The sequence below is a fragment of the Polycyclovorans algicola TG408 genome, assembly GCF_000711245.1.
Taxonomy (GTDB): domain Bacteria; phylum Pseudomonadota; class Gammaproteobacteria; order Nevskiales; family Nevskiaceae; genus Polycyclovorans; species Polycyclovorans algicola.
The window spans coordinates 211,209-226,829 of sequence record NZ_JOMH01000001.1 but is presented as its reverse complement, the minus strand read 5'-3'; the positions used below and the strand labels follow the sequence as shown (position 1 = coordinate 226,829).

Here is a 15,621-nt window from a genome sequence, read left to right as displayed (position 1 = left end):
CGGGAGAGGGGCTGGGGGAGAGGGGGCACCCGAAGGGGGCCGGAGCGCCTAGCAAAGCACCCCGCGCTTTCGGCGCGCCCTCTCCCGACCCCGGATAAAACCGGGGCCACCCTCTCCCGCAAGCGGGCGAGGGGAAAAAGACAACCCGCACCTTTCCCAAGAACAGTCATCACATCAATCACTGAAGCCGGTCGAGAAGTCGCCGGTTTCGAAGAACAGCGTCTCGGCGGCGCTGGGGTTGCGACGGCGCTCGCGTTCACCCGGCAGGGGGGGCAGTTTGGCCTGTCGTGCCATCGGCCGCACCAGGTGCGGCGTGACCACCATGATCAGCTCGCGCGCTTCACGGCTGACACGTGAGCTGCGAAAAAATGCGCCCAAGATGGGGATGTCGCCGAGAAACGGCACCTTGTCGATGCCATCTTCGGTGCTCGAGCTGATTAAGCCGCTGATCACGAAGCTCTCTCCATCGCCCAGTTCAATGGTGGTGTCGGTGCGCCGCACGCGCAGACCGGGGGTGGCGACGCCGCCCACTTGCACGGCGTTGGTAAAGTCCAGGTCACTGACCTCGGGTGCGATCTTCAGCGAAATGCGTTGCCGCGACAGCACGGTGGGCGTCAGCGACAGGCGCACGCCAAACTCACGATATTGAATGCTGATGCCGCCCGCCGTGGCGCCGCCCTGGCTGACCGGCACCGGGAACTCGCCACCGACCAGGTAGCTTGCCGTCTGGCCGCTGGTGGCCAGCAATGACGGCTCGGCCAGTACCTGTGCCAGTCCCTTGCGCTCCAGCAGGCTGAGCACACCAGAGGTGTTGTTGCGCACGTCACCGACCGCGATCTGGAAGGCTTCGCCCACCGGCAGGTTATCGACACCGCCCAGCGCAGTGCCGGCTGCTGCACCCGGGGGGGTGATGGCAAACGATGACAGGTCAGAGATGCGCGCAAAGTTGATGCCGAAGGCTTGCGCGCTGCTGCGGCTCACGTCGGCAATCTTCACCTCGGTCAGCACCTGGGTTTCCAGTTCGACATCGCTGCTGTCGGCGATCGCGGCTTCGGCCCCGGCCTGCGCCTGCTGGTGGGCGCGACGGTGGGCCATCAGGTTGGGCAGGCGACCGCTGAGACCCTGGCCAAAGTCGACTCGAGCGTTGGCCATATCGGGGTCGGGCCGGGCGTTGGGGTCGATGTCGCGCGGCGGCACCACACGCACCCGGTAGAGGGTGGGCTGGCCTTGAGGGCTGCGCCACATCATCAGGCTGGTGGTGCCCAAGGTCTTGCCCGCGATGAGCATTTCCTGGCGGTTGACCAGGTTGACGTCGGCAATCGCCGGATCGCCGACCGCGACGCGGGCCACGGCGCCCAACTCACGGAAAAAGCGGTGTGTGCCGCGTTCAACCACCAGCACGCCGGTGATGGCCTGATCTTCCAGCGAGGCTGGAATACGCTCGGCCTGACTCCAGGCGGGGGTGGCAAGGGCTGCACCGAGTAGAACGGCCAGAAGCCAAAGCCCCCGCAGACTCCCCAGCAAAGTCCCCCGCGCCTGCGGCGCGCCCTCTCCCGACCCTGCGGGCCACCCTCTCCCGCCTGCGGGAGAGGGGAAAAACTGGGCATTTCTCTTGAAAAAGTTCATGGGCGCACCCGGGTCACGTCGTTGGCACGAATAATTTCAACACTGGGGCGTGGCGGCGGTGTGTTGCGCGCCTGCGCCGGTGGCGGTTTGATGCGGCCCAGCTCTTCCAGCGAAATCACCTGGTCGGGGACCTTGGCATCGGCCTCGGCCTGGGTGGCGGCGTCGGTCATTTGCAGGCCGGTTTCGGTGGTGTCGTCGGCAAGCGGACGTTGACCCCGCAGGGCCAGACGTAACTCGCCAACACTCATGCCCAGCATCACGCGGGTCACGTCGACCTCGGGCACCGCCAGCACCGCCGTGCGGATTCGCCGCCGGGTGTCGGGCTGGGCGCTGTCTTCCTCGATGCCCTCGGGCCGGTCGATGATGCGGTCTTCGTAGGCCAGTACCCGCGCCTTCGGGAGCAGGATGCGCGCCTGCGTCTGCTCGACGCCACCGCCACCGCGCAGATAAACCAACAGGTCGACGTTGTCACCGGGGCGGATGAAGTCGCCCACGGCGACGATGTCGTTGACTTCCATCGACATCGCCACATGGTCGTCGGGGATCACCCGCGCAAGCTGGTTGGCACGACCGAAATAGCGTGCCGTGACCGGCGCTCCGGCATCAATGTCGACCAGCGGCGTGCGGCCGATGACCTTGTCCAAATCGGTGAAGTACTGTGCCGGTGTGACCGCGACCGGCAGCAGTGACACCGACTCACGGTCGATGGGCTGGTTGGCCGCCAGCGGTTTGATCGCCACCACGGCCAGTGTGGTCGGCGCCTGGGCGGCATCGGTCTCTTGTCGCTCCTGGCGCTGTGCCTCGGCCTCGGCACGGGCGGCAGCGGCATCGGCAGTGGTGGCGCGATAACTCAGCGCGACCGCAATCCCCAACAGCACGGCCAGTACGGCCAATACCGCTGCGGCAATCTTCAAGCTGTTCTGGTTCATGTCTTCTTCAAACTCCCTGACGCCCGGGGGCCATGTTAAATGCGCGCCACGGCCTCGGCGCTGAGTGATTGCGGCAACGGTGGAATTGTCCCTACCAACGGTAGGGTGAGGCGCGGAAACAATGCTGGATCTTGTATGGGCATGGTCAGACGCACCCGAATGCAGTCGCTGACGGCTGGCTCGGGCGTGCAACTCTGGTCAAAGGTGACGATCTGCCCTTCGTTGGAAAATACCCGGTCGCGTTGCGACTGCGGCAGCCACTGCAGGGCGGCACGTGCGCGATTCAAGGCTTCGGTTTGGCGCGCCGCATTGGTTTCGGCCGGGGCCACTCGAAGGGCCGAGGCGACCGACTCCTGCACGGCGTAATTGAGTGCACTGTTAAGCACGAACACGTAGCTGTAAACCACGATGCCGTACATCAGCAAAAACAAAATCGGGAAGATGAAGGCGAACTCCACGGCAACCGCGCCCCGCTGCTGCCGCTGTTGATTCACCCTCACGCGATGCCTCCTTGGTCCCGTATTACCGCCACCACAAACCCCAACACAATCCACGGCGCCACCGGCAACCGTAAACCCCTCCAACCCGCTCGGACCCACACCAAGCTGAGCAAGCCAAACGCCGCCAGCGCAACCAAGGTGGCGACCAAGCTGATGTGAATGCCGACCATCAACCCGAGAATCGCGGCAAATTTTGCATCACCGGCACCTGCATGGCCCAGCGCGTAACCCAGCAACCAGGGTGACATGGCAACCGCCATGCCACCCAGGGCACTGAGCCAGGGAGCGCCCAGCAGACTGACGTGCGTCACCAGCAGTGCCAGCAAGGCCACCACTAATGCGGGAAGTAACAGGACGTTGGGGATGCGACGGGTTCTGTGGTCAATCACTGCAACCAACAGCGCCCAGATGAGTACCCCCAACGTCATGTTGCTCCTTGCGACTCGTGGTCATTTTGGCGGGGGAAGCAACAGGGGCCGGTTAATTTGACCCTGGCCCCTTTTCTTTTCTCCTCTGGCGGGGGAAGCAACAGGGGCCGGTTAATTTGACCCTGGCCCCTTTTCTCCTTTTCTCTTGGCCCCTTTTCTCTTCCTTTTCTCTTTGTGGCCCCTTTTCTCTTTGGCCCCTTTTCCTTTTACTCCGGAGCGATTCCTTCATTAGTGAGCTGTTCGCTGGCTGAACTAAACACGCCCTCAATCTGCCCACCAAGCACCCCAAGAATAATGATTGCCGCAACAGCAATCAGTCCGAGAATCAACCCATACTCAACGGCGCTGGCACCTTCTTCATCTCTCAAGAACGCCTTGATCTGTTCCAACATGACTAGCTCCTTCGATAAATGGCGCCAACGTCTGCTGGGCCTACAGTGATCATCAGCGGCCACCTTGGTGAAGTCAAAGCCGTTCATAGGCGCCAGACGACCGCTCACAGGCACATCGACATTTTCCTACACGCCGCTGACCCCACTTTGGGCAAATGAGGTCGGTCTGGCCAGCAAAAAAACCTCCAGAATGGTCTTCCAAAGGCTACGTCCGTCAGCTGGCCCGCGTGGGCCGGAGAGCGGCCCGGACGCATCTGCGATAATTGTAGACCCGCCGCTCGTCCAACTCGCCATGTCTTACGCTCCACATCTTCACGCCGCCCGCTCTGCCGCCGAGGCGGCCTCTGCGCTCATTCGCAAAGCCTATCGCGGTCAGTTTGACGTGCAGCTCAAGGCTGATGCCTCGCCGGTCACAGAGGTCGACATCGCCGCCGAAAAGGTCATTCGCCAGACGCTCTCTGCAGCTTTTCCCGACCACGCGTTCTACGGTGAAGAGCTCGGTCGTGGTGACACCGATGCCGAATATCTTTGGCTCATCGACCCCATTGATGGCACCAAAGCCTTCGTGCGTGGCTACCCGATGTTTTCAGTGCAAATCGCGCTGATGCACCGTGGCGAACTGGTGCTCGGCGTGTCCTGTGCGCCGTGCTGGAACGGCACCGGCGAAACCGCCTGGGCTGAGAAAGGGCAGGGTGCCTGGCTGGACGGCGAGCGTATTCACGTCAGCGAGATCGACACCCTGGCCAAGGCCACGTTGTCGACCGGCAACATCGCCACCCTGGCCGCCTCAGCCGACTGGGCCAAGCTGGGTGCACTGATTCCCAGGCTGCACCGCATTCGCGGCTACGGCGATTTTCTTCACTACCACCTGCTGGCCAGTGGCCGAGTCGATGCGGTTATCGAGAGTGACCTCAACATTCTCGACATTGCCGCGCTCACCGTCATTGTTCGCGAGGCAGGCGGCACCCTGACCGAGTTGGGCGGGGGCGCCATCGGCCTCGACACCACCAGCGTGCTGGCGACCAATGGCCGTTTGGGCGTTTGGTAGATTCCTTTACGCGGTGGGCGCTTCTGGCGAGTCGGGTCTGCAAGGCTGCTGAATCACCGCGCCACTGATCAGCTCCATCGCCGTCAGCGCGCCGCCCCAGACGCAGCCGGTGTCCAGCCCCCAGACCTGATGCGCAGGCCAGTGCACCTGACGCAGCAGCGACCAGTGCCCAAAGACGATGGGCTGACCCGCGCTGCGCCGGCCCGGCGCAGCGAACCAGGGCAATTGGCCGGCAGGGGCTTCGTTTGGCGCGCCTTTGTGATCGAAGCAGAGCCTGCCGTCGCCATCGACCATGCGCTGCCGGGTGAAGGCGTTGATGATGTAACGCCAGCGGTCGAGCCCGGTTAGGTCGTCCGACCATTGGTCGGGCTGGTTGCCGTAAAGCGCGTCGAGCAGCGTGGCCGCGTCATCGCTGCGCAGCACGGACTCCACTTCAGCGGCATGGCGCAGTGCGTCGTCGACGTTCCAGGCGGCCGCGACGCCGGCGTGTACACACAGCGTGCCGGTGACCGGCTCGCGGTAGGCCAACCGTTGCTGCCGCAGCCAGTGCAGCAGCGTGTCGCAGTCGGGGGCACTCAGAATCTCGTTCAGCGTGTCTTTACGGTTGAAGCGACCGCTACGCGCGGCGGCCAGCAGGTGCAGGTCATGGTTGCCCAGCAGCACCGTTGCCGCGCTGTCGAGGCCGCGCACGGCGCGCAGCGTGCCCAGCGAGTCATGGCCACGATTGACCAGGTCACCGAGCAGAATCAGATGGTCGTTCGCGGCGTCGAATTGCAGGTGTTCAAGCAGTTGTTCGAAAGGCCTGCGTTCGCCCTGAAGGTCACCGACGGCAAAGATTCGTTTCATAGTGGTTTCCGCATTTGCAGCGTCGGCGCTGGGTAGTCGACTGTGGCAAGACCGCCTCATTATCGCCCTGGTCGACCGCCAAACCGGGGGATCGGCGGTCTGCAATGGGCAGGGGAGGCTTGCCTACATTACGCACAACGCCTGATTCGGCGCTGTGTGTCAGCATCATTGGTGGCGATGTCTCGTGGGTCGTCGGGGTCCTGCTTCGGGGCTTAAAGTTCATCTAAAACGAATGTCATGAATAAAATCGGAATGCGCTTCGCGCTGTGGTTGCTGGACCATCGGAAAGCCTCGCTGACCGCGTTTGCGCTGATCACCTTGGCCTTTGCGGCAGGCATTCCACGGGTCAACATCGGCACGGTGTTTTCCGACCTGTTGCCGTCCAATGATCCGTTTGTTCAGGTGTTCAAGGACCATCCGAATTTCGGCAGCCCGCTGACCATGGCGGTGATGATCAAGCGCACCGACGGTGACATTTACAACCCCGAAACGCTGGCGAAGGTGTGGAAGTTCACCCGCGACATCGACCTTGCGCCGGCCGTCGATCACGCTCAGGTGTTGTCGATCAGTACCGAGAAAGCACGCTTCTCGGAGGCCACGGCCAACGGCGTCGACATGCGGCCGCTGATGGACGATCACCCGCCGCGCACCGAGGCCGAGATGGCCGAGTTCCGGCGCCGGGTAAACACCTCGGCCAACACCCGCACCTTTCTGATTTCGGAAGACGGCAAGGCGACCCTGATCATGGCCACCTTCATCGAGCAGCGCCTCGATTACGGCGAGTCGTTCGAGTACGTGCAGGCGTTGGTCGAAGCGGCGCGCGACGACGATCACGAGGTCTATCTGGCCGGCCAGCCGGTGCTCACCGGCTGGGTTTATCGCTACCAGGGCGAGATGTTCATGGTCTTTGGCCTGACCTTGCTGATGTTGTTGCTGGCGTTGATCGCCTACCTGCGCAACGGCGTGGGCGTGCTCACGCCGGTCATCACCAGCACCGTTGCAGCCGTGTGGGCGATTGGCCTGGTGGGCTGGCTGGGTATCACCATTGAGCCGCTGTTGATGGTCGTGCCCTTGCTGCTCATCGCCCGCTCGTTCTCGCACAGCGTGCAATTCAGTGAGCGCTATTTCGAGGTGTATGCCGAATTGGGCGACCGCCCGGCGGCGGCGCGGCGCACTTTGCAGTTGATGGCGCGGCCGTCGATTCTCAGCATTGTCACCGACGTATTGGGCATCGTCGTGGTGATTGCCGCGCCGATTCCGGCGATGGTCGATCACGCCATCTTCTGCGGCATGTGGGCGGTGTGGCTGATCCCCGCCGGGGTGCTGCTGGTGCCGCTGCTGCTGGCGTCGTTGCCGGTGCCTGGCAATGTCGACGACCTGGTCAATCGCAGCGGCCACACGCCCTTGCATCGCGCTTTGGCGTTTGTGCTCAACGGCTTTGCCAAATGTTCGGCGCCGGGCGCGATGCGCGTGACGGCCGTGGTGCTGGCAGTGTGGGCGGCGGTGGCGTTCTACTTTGCCGGGCAAATCAAGATTGGCAACCCGGTGCAAGGCACGCAGTTGCTCTGGCCTGACTCGGAGTTCAACCAGGCGGTGCGGGCCATCAACGATCACTTTCCCGGCACCAACACGCTGGAGATCGTCCTCGAAGCGCGCGATGTGGAAGACCCCGACTGGAACGCGCAAAAGGTCGAGACGGTGATGACCATGCTCGAACTGCAGCGGCTGATGCTTGAGAGCGACTTCCCGCCCGTGGCGACGCTGTCGTTCGCCAACTATCTGCAGGAGGTCAGCCGGCTGTTCAGCGGCGGGCATCCCGGCTGGGGGCCGCTGGACCCGCGCGCTGGGGCCGTCAGCGCGGCGACGATGGGCGCGCTGATGGGCACCTCGGCGGCGTCGTACAGCAATATCGTCTCGGAAGACCTGCAGCACGCCACCGTGTCGTTCTGGTACCCCGACAACACGCAGGCCACCGTCGATGCCGCTCTGAAGGCGGCGCGCGAAGCGGTCGAAACCGTGGGCGTCGAGCACGACGCTTTCCGTGTGCGGCTGGGCACCGGCACCATCGCCCTGCAGCAGTCGATGAATGAGGTCATCGAGCGCTATCACCCACTGGTGGTCGGCGCCCTCAACATCTTCATTCTGCTGCTGTTCTCATTCGCCTATCGCTCGGTGGTGGCGGGACTGATACTGCTGGTGCCGGTGAACTTGGCGCACTACACCATGGTGGCCTTGATGCACGGGCTAGGCGTCGGCCTCGACATTCATTCGACCATCATTGCTGCCATCGGACTCGGCGTCGGCATCGACTACGGCATCTACCTGCTGTCACGCATGTGTGAAGAGGTGGGCAAGCGTCCGGACGACTGGGCCGCTGCCATCCACGAGTCGATACACACCACCGGCAAGGCCATTGCCTTCACCGCCAGCATCATGACCATCGGCATTCTCCCGGTTTATCTGCTGTCGGGGCTGCGTTTCGTCGCCGACATGGGCCTGCTGATTCTTTGCATCATGTTGATCAACATGATCGCTGCGCTGGTCGTACTGCCGACGCTGATCGCCCTGGTGCGACCGCGCTTCGTCGCCGCATACGCCACCCGCCGCGCCGACCCCGAATGAGCGATGCTGCTGGGTGACTGCAACCACCGCCCGGTGCATCGGTCTGAGGGGTGGCTGCGTAAAGGCTGCCGTGGGTGCACCAGAGGAGGACGGCGTGTCACGGGCAAGGTTTCTCGAATCGGCTAGGCGGTGTCGGCACGGCATCGCCTTCATGCTGCTCGCGGTGGGGCTGCTGTCACCGGCTGCGGCGCTAGACGATGATGCGACGCTTAGCGTGCCCGTGGTCACCGACTTGCCCCCGCTGGAGTGGCCGGCGTGTCTGGTCCGCCCGGATGTGCACCCGCAGATTTTGGCGATTGAGGCGGCGGTAACGCGCGGCGATCTCGATGAAGCGCAGCGCCTGGTCACCGCCCATGCCAAGGGTTTGCGTGACGCCCCGGCCGAAGCCCGCCTTGACGCCCAACTGGCCGCCGCCATCGTGCTCGACCGCGCCGGTGACCCGCAGGCTCGGCGACGCTTTGCCTCGGTGGCCGAGTACGCAGCTGCAGTCGGCGGGCTGTATTCCCCGCACCTGCTGCCCGCGCGGGCTGGGGAAGGCTTTGCCGCGTTACGGCGTGGCGAGGCGCTTTCGGCCGAAGAATCTTTGACCAGCGCCCTGCACCTGCACCGCATGCGCCACGGGCTGCACGACCCCGGACAGATGGTCTACCTGCAGGCCCTGTCCGCGCTGGCCGACGGGGCCGCCGCCGAAGAGCAGGTGACGTTGTTGATGCGTCGCCAGCTGGCGCTGCTGCAGCGGCAGATGCTGGCCGACGACGCCGCCCCAGGCTTGCTCGAATCGTTGCCAGAGTTGATGACGACGCTGCGCAACAGCACCGCCTTCGCGGCGCTGGCCCGCCCCATCACAGAATTACGCTTCGCGCTGCAACAGAAGCTGGATGCGGACGATCCGGCGCTCGTGCCGCTGCTGATTGCCGACTCACACGCCAATGCGCTGGTCGCCATCGCCGGCGAAAGTCGCTGGGACGCCCGGGCACTGCGCGAGGCCTACAAGCTCATCACCTCCCTGGATGTCGACATGTCGGCCGACGCGCGTGCCCATGCACTGGTCGACGCTGGCAACGTCTGGTGGTTGGTCGGCAACACCCAGGCGGCGTTGGCGATGTTCGATGTGGCCGAACAGCTTGATGTGCACACGGCCACCGCCCGGGTGCGGCGGCCCGAGGCGTTGGCGTGGCCGACCGGCACGCCGCGCGCCATGGTTGATGAGTCTGCGGGCGGCTGGTTGCGGCTCGGCATCCGCATCAACCTGCGGGGTGACGTGATGCGCATCACCGAGGCGCAGGTGTCTCCCGAGCGCCATCCGGTGGGCGTGGCCCGCGCACGTGCCTGGCAGTCGGCGGCGCGTCGTGCGACATGGCGGCCTGCCGTGGTCGACGGCCGTGCCGCGACGCGCGAGGATACGGTCATCTTTGACCGCTTCGTTCCCACCCAATAATGAGGCTGCAGATGCACACCCATCACGACCCGGCGACGTTGGCATCCACCCTGACACGGCGCGGGTGGGCTGTGCTGACCACCGCGATGTTGATGCTCATGAGCGCCTGCGTCGTGACTCCGCCAAGCCCGCCCCAGCCGCCACAGCCCACGCCCCCGCCAGCCGGGCAGCCACCGCCGCCTGCGGGCGAAGACAAGTCTGCCGAGCCCGACACACAGCCCCCTCCCCCGGCTGGCGAATCGAGCGAACCGCCACCGCCCACGGGTTCGGTTAAGGAATCGGAAAGTCAGGCCGGCGCAACGTCGCCGTCATCGCCGACCACCGGGCAGACCGCGCAAGAACAGATGGACGCCATAGACCAGGCCTTCGGTGAATCGCTCGGCGTCTTCGACGAACGCCTGGCGCGGGAGCAGATGGCACAGCAGGAACAGCGTGAAGCGGCTGCCGCCGACCGGGCCGCGCGTGAAGCGGCCGGCGGCGGGGGCGATGAAGAGGACGGCGATGGCGGACGCGGCGCACCGCCGCCGCCGCCGCCCTCCGGCGGCGGCTTCGGCGACGACAGCGACCCGGTCGACGGCGATCCTCGCGGCGGCCCGGCCAGCCCCGGCAATCGGGCCGGCCCGACGCCGCCCGATGTTGGCGACGGTCGCGACGACGACATCGTGGCCCGGCAACTGCGTGAAGCGGCTGAACGCGAGACCGATCCCGAACTGCGTGAGCGGCTCTGGGATGAATATCGCGAGTACAAACGGAGTCTGTAATGCCTCGATCCCACCTTTTCACGCGCGCTGCACCCCTGCTCCAGGCCTTGCTGATGGCCAGCGTGGCCAGCGGCTGCGTGTCGCAGCAGGTCAAGAAGGTCGGCAGCACCCAGGCCCAGTACGCGCAGGCCGAGGTGCCGTCCGAGGCATTGCTGCAAATGGCGATTCTCACCTTCGACCCGGGTATTCCCGACACCATCAAGGAGCAGGAAGAGGCCAACGTCATCCCCGAAGTACGCGAGGCCGAGGCCAAGTATCTGCCGCACGTGCTGCGCGATACGGTGCAGAACACGGGCTTCTGGGGTGCGGTGCGCGTGGTGCCGGCGCCGGTCAACACGGCCGACGTGACCGTGCGTGGCACCATTCTCGGCTCCGATGGTGAGCTGCTGAAGTTGGCCGTCACCGCCGAAGACGCCACCGGCCGGGTCTGGCTCGAAAAGACTTACGAAGAAACCGCGGCTGAGTACGCCTACACCGAAAAGCTGCCGGCGGGTACCGATCCGTTTCAGGACATCTACAACCGCATCGCCAACGACTTGCTCGCCGAGCGCAGCAAGATGAGTACGGCCGAGCTGGTCGCCGTGCGCCGCGCCGCCGACATGCGCTTCGCCGCGCAGCTGGCGCCCGACCGATTTTCGGAATATGTCGAAACGGATCGGCGCGGCCGGGTCACCGTCAACCGCCTGCCGCCGTCCAACGATCCGGTGCTGGCGCGCGTCGAGAAGATTCGCGAACGTGAGGAACTGCTGGTCGACACGCTAGACGCCCACTACGGTAACTACCGGCAGAACATCGGCCGCCCCTACCAGGAGTGGCGCGAGGCGACCTACCGTGAGGCGATGATTCTGCGCGAGCTGAAGGGCGCCGAATGGACGCGCAAAATTCTCGGCGCCGCAGCGGTACTCGGCGGGATTGCAGCGGTGGCGACGGCCGACAACCAGGCCCAGTCGACCATCGGCCAGGCGGCGGTCATCGGCGGCATCTTCGCGGTGCAGTCGGGCATCGGCAAAGGGCAGGAGCGCAAGCTGCACGAGGAGTCGTTGCGCGAGCTCAATGCCTCGCTGGCCTCGGAAGTCGAGCCGCAAACCGTTGAACTCGACGGCAAAACCATCATGCTCACCGGCTCGGCCGAAGAGCAGTACCGTCAGTGGCAGGCGTTGCTGGCACAGATGGTCGCCGCCGAACGCGGCGAGCTGTAGTCCGCGCAGTGGCGTTACCGCCCGAGGACGACGAACCGGGTTTCACCCCGATACGGCCGGTGGCGGTGCAGCCGGTGGGTGCGCCGGCGCCCGCATCGTCGTCATCGGCGGCGCCGACCCCACAGACCTCGCAAGAAGCCCCGGGTGTTTCAGCGCGCACCGTGCTGATCGCGGCGCTGGTGCTGGCGGTCGGCGGTCTCGGATTGATGGCGGGGCTGCAGTGGCTGAACCGCCCGCCGGTCGAATCGACGGCGGCCGCGGACACCGCCGACGGTGCGCCCGCCGCAAGCTCGGAAAATGAGTCTTCGACCCCGCCGGTGTCGGCAACGCCGGCGCCGTGGGACAACCCGGTGGCCCTGCAGGCGCGTGCCCGGGCGCAGGATCTCGCTGAATCGGTCGCCGAGCGGATGGCCGCGCTTCAGGCGCAGGCGGTTGATCGCTGGGCGGCCGACGCATTTGCCGCCGCGCAGGCGCAGCGCGAAGGTGCCGAAGCGCAAATGCGCGAACGAAACTTCATCGTCGCCGCCGAGCAGTACACCGCCACCGACGACGCCTTTGCCGCCCTGCAGGAGCGCGTGCCCGAGGTTCTGCGCCAAGCCCTGAACGCCGCCGACACCGCGCTGCAGGCGGGGGATGCCGAGGCGGCAGGGGAAGCGGTGGCTTTGGCGAGCGCCATCGATGCCGAGGCTGAATCGGTCAAGGCCGTGGCGGCGCGGCTGGTGACCTTGCCAGAGGTCATGACGCTGATTCGTGCCGCCGATGCGGCCGAGCAGGGCGGTGACCTTGCGACGGCCGAACGCGCTTTTCGCGACGCGCTGGCCAAAGACAACGAGATGCAGCGTGCCCGAGAGGGCTTGGCAAGGGTCAGCGGCGTGCAGGCCAAGGCGAGATTTCAGCAGGTGATGGGCGAGGCATTGGGGGCACTCGATGCGGGACGCTTTGATGCTGCGGCCGCCGCTTTGGCGCGTGCCGAAGCCATTCGGCCCGGTGATGCCGCAGTGCGCGCTGCGCAGACACGTCTGGCGGCCGCGCGCCGCGAGCAGCGTATTGTCGGGCTGATGCAGCAGGCGGGCGATGCGGCTGCGTCAGAGCGCTGGGCCGACGCCGTCAAGCACTACCAGGCGGTGCTGAGCGAAGACGCCAATCGCGCCGAGGCGCAGGACGGCTTGCGGGCCGCGCAGCCGCGCGCGGCGCTGGACGCCCAGCTCAGCGGTCTCATCAACCCGCCCTCGCGGCTTTACGCGCCTGCCGTGCAGGCCGATGCCGAGCGGGCACTGGCCACCGCACGGGCCATCAGCCCGGCCGGGCCCCAGCTGCGGCGCCAGATCAGTGAACTGCAAACCCACCTGCAGGCGGCGCGCACGCCGGTCACCGTGCGGTTGACCTCGGACCAGACCACCGAGGTGACCATCTACCGGGTCGGTGACCAGGGCCGGTTCGCCGACAAACAGTTGCAGTTGCTGCCGGGGCGCTACATTGCGGTGGGTGTGCGGCCCGGGTATCGCGACGCGCGGGTCGAGTTTGAAGTGTCCCCCGGTCAACCCGTGACCGTTGCCATCAGAGCCGAGGAAGCGCTGTGAGTCCGCCGGAAACCGTCATCCAGCCACAGGCCTATCAGCCGCCTCAGCCCGGCGCCCGTCCGCCACGCGGGCCGATCTCGCGGCTGACCTGGGTTTACACCGCCATCGGTGTGGCGCTGCTGTTGTTCACACTCGCGATGCTGTTCCTGTTCACTGCCCGCGCGGTGACGGTGACGGTTGAGCCGCTACCGGAAGAAGTCGAGGTGTCCGGCGGTCTGGTGATCCGTTGGGGCGAGCGGTATCTGATGCGCCCCGGCGACTACCGCGTGCAGGCCCAAAAGGCGCGCTACCACGATCTTGATGAGACCTTCACGGTTGGCACTGACGCCAGCCAGACCCACGCCTTCGAGATGAAACTGTTGCCCGGTCGGTTGGTGGTGCGCAGCACACCCGAGGCGGCCGACGTGGCCCTCGACGGCGAGCCGGTCGCGACCTTGCCGGTCGCGTTCATCGAGGTCGAAAAGGGCACTTACGAACTCAAAGTGACCGCCGCGCGGCACGAAGACCACACGCAGAAGATCGAGGTCACCGGCGGCGGTGACGAGCTGTTGGTCGAGGTGGCGCTAACGCCAGCGTGGGCGCCGGTGAGCCTCAGCAGCATGCCGGAGGGGGCAACCATCGAGGTCGACGGCAAGGCCGAGGGCACCACGCCGGCCACGGTCGAGATGGGTGCGGGTGAGCGGCAGGTGATGGTCAGCGCACCGGGGTTCAAACCGTGGTCGGGCACGCTGGTGGTGGCGTCCGACGTGCCGCAGACCGTGCCGCCCATCACCCTGGCGCCGGCGGATGGCGAGGTGCAGGTGACCAGCGCGCCCGCCGGTGCGGCGGTCAGCGTCGGTGGTACGTTCCGGGGCAACACGCCGCTCACGCTCACGCTCGCACCCGACCGCGCCCACGAGTTACGCGCCAGTCTCGACGGCCACAGCAGCGCCCGGCAAAGCGTCACCGTGAAACCCGATGGCCGTGAGTCGGTGCGCTTCGCGCTGACGCCCATTCTGGGTGACGTGCGCTTCGACATTCGCCCGGCCGACGCCGAGGTCTTGATTGACGGCAAGCCCACCGACGTCAGCGCCGGCCGTCTGCGTCTGCCGGCACGCGCCCACAAGTTGCAGGTGCGCAAGGCCGGGTACGTGACCCAGGACAGCCAGTTCAGACCGCGCGCCGATGGCGAGCAGCGGGTCAGCATCAAGTTGCTGACCGAGGCCGAAGCGCGGTTGGCGGCAATCCCCGCAACCGTGTCGGCCGCCAACGGCCATACGCTGAAACGGGTCCCGCCGGGCGAGTTCTTACTTGGCACGCCGCGCAATGACCAGGGGCGGCAGGCCAACGAAGGCCAGCGTCCGGTGAAGCTCACGCGTTATTACTACCTGTCGGCCACTGAGGTGACCAACGCCCAGTTCCGCAAGTACCTGAGCAGCCATGTGTCGGGCATCACCGGGCGCGAAACGCTGGACAACGAACAGCAGCCGGCGGTGCGCGTGAGTTGGGTGCAGGCGGCGCGCTATTGCAACTGGCTCAGCAAACAGCAGGGCCTGGAACCGGCGTACACCAACGACGGCGAGCTGATCACCCCGGTCGGCACCGGCTACCGTTTGCCCAGTGAGGCTGAATGGGAATGGGCGGCGCGCCACGCCGGCCTGTCGACGCCACTGCGCTATCCATGGGGCGGGGCGATGCCGCCGCCGGCGGGAAGCGGCAATTTTGCCGACGAGTCGGCCAAGGCGCTGGTCAACGACTGGATGGCCGGCTTCAATGACGGCTATGCCGCCAGCGCACCGGTCGGTCATTATGCCGTCAGCCGCCTGGGCCTGTTCGACATGGGCGGCAATGTCAGCGAATGGACACATGACCGCTACGACGGCGCGCTGGTGGTCAGCCAGCAAACGCAGGTCGACCCGTTTGGCGCCGACCAGGGCGGTGACCGGGTGATTCGCGGGTCCAGCTACAAGCACGGCCGCATCACCGAACTGCGGCTCGCCTGGCGCGACTTCGGCCGTGCCGAGCGTGATGATCTGGGCTTCAGGGTGGCGCGCTATGCCGAATAACAAGTGTGTTCTGGTGGGATTGATGGCCGGGTTGACGCTGGCGGCCGCTTCACTGGCCATCGCCCAGGCCCCCGACCCGACACCGCCGCCGACGCCCGCGCCCAGTGCGCCGCCGCCCGATCGCGAATACCGTTCCAGCGAAGAAGTCTCGGCCGACACCGAAGTCGATTTTCCCGCTGATCTGTGAGTTGCCTTTCAGGAGTTTCG

General features: G+C 65.8%; 14 protein-coding genes. 8 read left to right on the top strand and 6 right to left on the bottom strand.

What is annotated here, in order from left to right; genetic code table 11:
- Positions 1-174 precede the first annotated feature (174 nt).
- From U741_RS0101010 to U741_RS0100990, 5 genes are all read right to left on the bottom strand, one after another.
- On the bottom strand, positions 175-1,626 hold the full coding sequence (locus U741_RS0101010) for a type II and III secretion system protein family protein (RefSeq protein ID WP_084154585.1): 1,452 nt from the start codon (positions 1,624-1,626) through the stop codon (positions 175-177).
- The gene (cpaB, locus tag U741_RS0101005) at positions 1,623-2,555 is read right to left on the bottom strand and encodes a Flp pilus assembly protein CpaB (RefSeq protein WP_029888634.1); all 933 of its coding nucleotides are present in this window, start codon (positions 2,553-2,555) and stop codon (positions 1,623-1,625) included. Before cpaB ends, U741_RS0101010 begins: the two co-directional genes overlap by 4 nt.
- Positions 2,556-2,590: 35 nt before the next feature.
- Entirely contained in the window at positions 2,591-3,055 is a 465-nt protein-coding gene (locus tag U741_RS0101000; protein ID WP_161776079.1) for a TadE/TadG family type IV pilus assembly protein, read from the bottom strand.
- On the bottom strand, positions 3,052-3,483 hold the full coding sequence (locus U741_RS18115) for a prepilin peptidase (protein ID WP_052378373.1): 432 nt from the start codon (positions 3,481-3,483) through the stop codon (positions 3,052-3,054). The genes U741_RS0101000 and U741_RS18115 overlap by 4 nt, the downstream gene beginning before the upstream one ends.
- Positions 3,484-3,689: 206 nt before the next feature.
- The gene (locus U741_RS0100990; RefSeq protein ID WP_029888631.1) at positions 3,690-3,875 is read right to left on the bottom strand and encodes a Flp family type IVb pilin; all 186 of its coding nucleotides are present in this window, start codon (positions 3,873-3,875) and stop codon (positions 3,690-3,692) included.
- Between the two features lie 292 nt (positions 3,876-4,167).
- On the opposite strand from U741_RS0100990, the gene U741_RS0100985 reads away from it, so the two are divergent.
- Positions 4,168-4,923: an inositol monophosphatase family protein gene (locus tag U741_RS0100985; protein WP_029888630.1), complete on the top strand. Its 756-nt coding sequence runs from the start codon at positions 4,168-4,170 to the stop codon at positions 4,921-4,923.
- 6 nt (positions 4,924-4,929) lie between these two features.
- Here U741_RS0100985 and U741_RS0100980 read toward each other — a convergent pair whose 3' ends face one another.
- Entirely contained in the window at positions 4,930-5,769 is an 840-nt protein-coding gene (locus U741_RS0100980; RefSeq protein ID WP_029888629.1) for a symmetrical bis(5'-nucleosyl)-tetraphosphatase, read from the bottom strand.
- A 237-nt stretch (positions 5,770-6,006) separates the two neighbouring features.
- On the opposite strand from U741_RS0100980, the gene U741_RS0100975 reads away from it, so the two are divergent.
- The 7 genes from U741_RS0100975 to U741_RS0100945 all read left to right on the top strand — a co-directional run bounded on the left by U741_RS0100975 (position 6,007) and on the right by U741_RS0100945 (position 15,601).
- Positions 6,007-8,391 carry an efflux RND transporter permease subunit gene (locus tag U741_RS0100975; RefSeq protein WP_235199843.1) on the top strand — a complete coding sequence of 795 codons (2,385 nt, stop codon included), beginning with the start codon at positions 6,007-6,009 and terminating at the stop codon, positions 8,389-8,391.
- A 94-nt stretch (positions 8,392-8,485) separates the two neighbouring features.
- A complete protein-coding gene (locus U741_RS0100970) occupies positions 8,486-9,829 on the top strand; it encodes a hypothetical protein (RefSeq protein WP_152551448.1) in 1,344 nt (447 codons plus the stop codon).
- A gap of 11 nt (positions 9,830-9,840) precedes the next feature.
- On the top strand, positions 9,841-10,590 hold the full coding sequence (locus U741_RS0100965; RefSeq protein ID WP_152551447.1) for a hypothetical protein: 750 nt from the start codon (positions 9,841-9,843) through the stop codon (positions 10,588-10,590).
- On the top strand, positions 10,590-11,789 hold the full coding sequence (locus U741_RS0100960) for a hypothetical protein (protein WP_029888625.1): 1,200 nt from the start codon (positions 10,590-10,592) through the stop codon (positions 11,787-11,789). Before U741_RS0100965 ends, U741_RS0100960 begins: the two co-directional genes overlap by 1 nt.
- 8 nt (positions 11,790-11,797) lie before the next feature.
- Entirely contained in the window at positions 11,798-13,369 is a 1,572-nt protein-coding gene (locus U741_RS17490) for a coiled-coil domain-containing protein (RefSeq protein ID WP_152551446.1), read from the top strand.
- On the top strand, positions 13,366-15,414 hold the full coding sequence (locus tag U741_RS0100950) for an SUMF1/EgtB/PvdO family nonheme iron enzyme (protein WP_029888623.1): 2,049 nt from the start codon (positions 13,366-13,368) through the stop codon (positions 15,412-15,414). Before U741_RS17490 ends, U741_RS0100950 begins: the two co-directional genes overlap by 4 nt.
- Positions 15,404-15,601 carry a hypothetical protein gene (locus tag U741_RS0100945; RefSeq protein WP_029888622.1) on the top strand — a complete coding sequence of 66 codons (198 nt, stop codon included), beginning with the start codon at positions 15,404-15,406 and terminating at the stop codon, positions 15,599-15,601. The genes U741_RS0100950 and U741_RS0100945 overlap by 11 nt, the downstream gene beginning before the upstream one ends.
- Positions 15,602-15,621 lie beyond the last annotated feature (20 nt).